The sequence below is a fragment of the Protofrankia sp. Cas3 genome (assembly GCF_963555955.1).
Lineage (GTDB): Bacteria > Actinomycetota > Actinomycetes > Frankiales > Frankiaceae > Protofrankia.
This window is the reverse complement of sequence record NZ_CAUVXP010000265.1, coordinates 1-4,407: the sequence shown is the minus strand read 5'-3', so window position 1 is coordinate 4,407 and position 4,407 is coordinate 1. Positions and strand designations below refer to the sequence as shown.

The window sequence follows — 4,407 nt, the reverse complement described above, 5'->3', positions numbered from 1 at the left end:
GTCTTACTGATCGTCCTGATCGTGATCGCTGTGTTGGTGCTGCTCACCTCGCTGAGAACAGTGCAGCAGTACGAGCGGGGGCTGGTGTTCCGCTTCGGCCGGCTGCGGCCCAAACTCCGCTCCCCCGGTCTGACGTTGGTTGTTCCGTTCGGCGTCGACCATATCGTCAAGGTCAACATGCGGATCGTGGCGATGTCCGTGCCCACCCAGGAGTGCATCACCCGGGACAACGTGACGCTTACCGTGGAGGCGGTCGTCTACTTCCGGGTCATCGACCCGGTCAAGGCGATCGTCAACGTCGAGAACTACACGTTCGCCGTGACTGAGGTGGCGCAGACCTCACTGCGTTCGGTCATCGGCCGCAGCGAACTTGATCAGCTTCTTTCCGACCAGGAAAGGGTGAATGCCGAGCTGCGTGCGGTGATCGACGAACCCACCGAGAAGCCGTGGGGAGTCAAGATCGAACGGGTCGAACTGAAGGACCTCGCGCTTCCCGAGTCGATGAAGCGGTCGATGTCCAAGCAGGCCGAAGCCGAACGGGAACGGCGAGCCCGTGTGATCACGGCTGAGGGCGAGTTCCAGGCGTCCCGGATGCTCGCCCAGGCCGGCCGGGTGTTGGCCGCGGATCCCAGCGGCCTGCAGTTGCGACTCCTGCAGACCGTGGTCGAGGTGGCTGCGGAAAAGAACTCCACGCTGGTGATGCCGATTCCGGTCGAGTTGCTGCGGTTCTTCGACCGCGTCGTGCCTGTCGCGGACCCAACCGACACCGCCGGCCCGCAGGAGACCCAGACGTCCTCCTGACAGCCCGCGCGAGCCCAACCGGCGAGCACGAGCGGGCAGGCGAACAGTACCGACACAGGTCGACGACGGGAGAAGCGACTGTGTTCATGGACACGGAGGACCCGCTCGCCCACACGGCGGTCGACGCCATCCACACCGGCGACATCCCGGCGCTGCAACGGCTGCTGGCCGACCATCCCGAGCTGGCCACGGTCCAGCTCGGCGACTCCGGCATGGCCCGCAGCCTGCTGCACGTCGCCACCGACTGGCCCGGCCACTACCCCAACGGCCCCGCGGTCGTGACCGCCCTGGTCGCCGCCGGCGCGGACGTGCACGCCAGGTTCACCGGCCCGCACACCGAAACCCCACTGCACTGGGCAGCCAGCAGCGACGACGTCGCCGTCCTCGACACGCTGCTCGACACCGGCGCTGACATCGAAGCCCCCGGTGCGGTCATCGGGGGCGGCACCCCGCTCGACGACGCGGTCGCGTTCGGGCAGTGGAACGCCGCGCGCCGCCTGGTCGAACGAGGTGCCCACACCACGCTCTGGCACGCCGCCGCGCTCGGCCTGATCGACCGCGTCGCCTCCTACTGGGACAAGACACCGCCGCCCAGCCCGGATGAGGTCACCCACGCCTTCTGGTCCGCCTGCCATGGTGGGCAGCGCCGGACCGCCGGGTACCTCCTCGACCGCGACGCCGACCTCAACTGGGTCGGCTACGACGACCTGACCCCGCTCGACACCGCGGCGCGAGCCGGCGCCGACGAGCTGGTCGCCTGGCTACGCAGCCGCGGCGCCCGCCCCAGCCCCACTCCTTGATCCACGTCCCTGTTGCCGGGCACTCTGTGGGAACGATGTGAATCTGGTGTTGTGGCAGGAGCATCAGATTCACATCGTTAGGAGCCGGAGGTATCCGCCCGTGCCGGGCGACAACCTGCTCCCACACCCGGGTATCGCTTACCTCCCCTGGACCACACCGATCGGCCGCACGGATCCCATCGCCGCGGCTTGGTCCACGGCATCGACACCGTCCGAGGCTTTGTCGACCTTCGCAGCCACGCCGGCGCCCGACCAGCCGGCATGATCAGTTTCTTCGGCCGCGCGGCGGGCGTCGGCGAGGAACGGGCCGCCACCACTGGGGTCGAGCACACCCGCCTCCGCCCAGCCGAACCTGCCGGTCAGGACCTGCTGCGCGGCCCGGAAGTTCTCGGCGTCGTCGTTACGCCACAACGCGTCGAAGAGGGCGTCGACCCGCCGCCGGGACTGCCGGCAGAACAGGTCGGCCAACTCGACGGCGGTCGGCTCGCCGTCCCGCGCCAGCATCTGCGCGCGGACCACGGACGCACTCATGGCGAACAGCTCCGCGCCGATGTCGACGATGCGACCGAGGAACATCTGCCTCTTTTCCATCCCGCCCTTCCAGCGGCTCATGCCGTAGAAGGTGGAGCGGGCCATCTTGCGCGCGGACCGTTCGACGAACCGGAGATGGCCTGCGAGCGAGCCGAACTCGGCGAACGAACGGGGGTCGGTGCCCTCCCCCACGGCGAGCCGGGGCAGCCAGCGGGCGTAGAAACCCGCGGCGCGCGCGGAGGTCCGCGCCCTGGCCGACAACGGGACTTCGGTGTCGATGATGTCGCCGGCGACCGCCAGGTGGGTGTCGACGGCTTCCCGGGCGATGAGCAGCTTCATGATCTCGCTGGAGCCTTCGAAGATCCGATTGATGCGCAGGTCGCGCAGCATCTGCTCGGCCGGGACGGGCCGTTCGCCACGGTTGGCCAGCGACTGGGCTGTCTCGTAGCCACGGCCACCGCGGATCTGCACCATCTCGTCGGCGACGAGCCACGCCATCTCGCTCGCGTACAGCTTGGCGAGCGCGGCCTCGATCCGGATGTCCTTGCCACCTTCGTCGGCCATCATCGCCGACAGTTCGACGACCGCCTCCATCGCGAACGTGGTCGCGGCGATGAACGCGATCTTCTGGGCGATCGCCTCGTGCCGCCCGATGGGCTGGCCCCACTGGACCCGCTCGGCGGCCCACTCACGGGCGATCCGCAACGCGTATTTGGCGGTGCCGGCGCAGACCGCGGGCAACGCCAGCCGGCCGGTGTTGAGGGTGGTCAGCGCAATCTTGAGCCCCTCACCCTCCCTGCCGAGCCGGTCCTGCGCCGGTACCCGTACCCGATCGAAGTGAGTGACACCGTTCTCGATACCGCGTAGCCCCATGAACTCGTTGCGGTGCTCCACCGTCACACCTGGTGCGTGGGCATCGACGATGAAGCAGGTGATGCCGCCACGATGGTCCGCGGACTTCGGTACGACCGCCATCACGACCAGCCGGTCGGCGATCACACCGTTGGTGGTCCACAGCTTGCGCCCGGACAGCTCGTAGGCCGCGTCGTCGTCCACGGGGACCGCACGCGCGCTCATCCGGGCCGGGTCGCTTCCCACGTCCGGTTCGGTCAACAGGAACGCGCTGATCTCATTGCGTGCGACCAGCGGCAGGTAGGTGCGCTTCTGCTCGCTCGTGCCGAACCTGCGGACCGGTTCGGCCACGCCGATCGACTGGTGCGCCGAGAGCAGCGTCGGGATGGACGAGTGCCAGCTGCCGGCGAGCGCCAGCGCACGGTTGTAGTAGAGGGTGCTCAAGCCGAGGCCGCCGTACTCCTGCGGGATCTTCATACCCAGCGCGCCGAGCCGCTTGAGTCCTTCGACGACATCCGCCGGGATGTGACCGTCCCGCTCGATCGCCAGTGGATCCACGTGCTCGCGCAGGAAGGCCGCCAGCCCGGTGAGGAAGGCCTCGCCCCGGTCGCGGTCGGCCGCCGGCGGCCGTGGATGCGGTGAGATGAGATCGAGGCGGAGGTGACCGAGGAACAGCTCCTTACCGAACGACGGACGCGTCCATGCTGTCTCCCGCGCGGCTTCGGCGGCCTTACGAGCGTCCCTTTCGTCCACGTGTGGCATATTCAGCTCCCCAGGCTCAGCAGATCTGCTACGCCTTTACTTCCCCGTCTCGGGCGATCTACTTTCTGTCGCACACCGCAATCGCAGAGCGACTATTCAACCGTCCTATCAAGGGATATGTGTCTGGATGAAGATCGAATCGGATCGGATCGGCCGTGAGGTGGCGTCAACAGCGTTGACTACACTGTGGGTACCGACTACGAGGCAGATCAAAGGAGACCGGTGGAGACGGCGCAGCCCCGCCACACCCGCACCCCCCGTGGGACGTTGTCCCAGCAGCTTCTGCTCGACACCGCGATGGAGATCGTCGACATCGGCGGGGTCGGCGGCTTCAGCATGCGAGCGCTCGGCGCCCGGCTGAACATCGACCCGACCGCGGTCTACCGGCACTTCCGCACCAAGAACGAGCTCCTGGAGGCGCTGGCCGACCGGGTCGTGCGCGGTGAGGAACCGCTCCCCCACACCGACGACCCGCACGCCGACCTGCGCGAGACGTTCGCCCAGCTGCGCAGGTCACTGCTGCGCCATCCGACCCTCGCGCCGATCGTCCTGCGCCGGCCGCCGGGCGGCGAAGCCAGCTGGGACCGGACCAACCACGCGATCGGCCTGCTGCGTGACGCCGGCATGCCCGACCATGATGCGGCGAACGCCTTCCAGACGC

The 4,407-nt window shown here is 68.3% G+C and carries 4 protein-coding genes; 3 read left to right on the top strand and 1 reads right to left on the bottom strand.

What is annotated here, in order from left to right; genetic code table 11:
* Nucleotides 1–6 precede the first annotated feature (6 nt).
* Both U9983_RS26775 and U9983_RS26770 read left to right on the top strand, forming a co-directional pair.
* A complete protein-coding gene (locus tag U9983_RS26775; RefSeq protein WP_416211565.1) occupies nt 7–801 on the top strand; it encodes an SPFH domain-containing protein in 795 nt (264 codons plus the stop codon).
* Nucleotides 802–887: 86 nt separating this feature from the next.
* Nucleotides 888–1,601, top strand: coding sequence for an ankyrin repeat domain-containing protein (locus U9983_RS26770; protein WP_322756671.1), 714 nt, complete (start codon nt 888–890; stop codon nt 1,599–1,601).
* A 138-nt stretch (nt 1,602–1,739) separates the two neighbouring features.
* Here U9983_RS26770 and U9983_RS26765 read toward each other — a convergent pair whose 3' ends face one another.
* Nucleotides 1,740–3,746: an acyl-CoA dehydrogenase family protein gene (locus tag U9983_RS26765; RefSeq protein ID WP_322756670.1), complete on the bottom strand. Its 2,007-nt coding sequence runs from the start codon at nt 3,744–3,746 to the stop codon at nt 1,740–1,742.
* Between the two features lie 222 nt (nt 3,747–3,968).
* Between U9983_RS26765 and U9983_RS26760 the strand changes: the two genes are divergently transcribed.
* Nucleotides 3,969–4,407, top strand: a 439-nt coding sequence (locus tag U9983_RS26760) for a TetR/AcrR family transcriptional regulator (RefSeq protein ID WP_322756669.1), incomplete at its 3' end; no start/stop codon positions are given.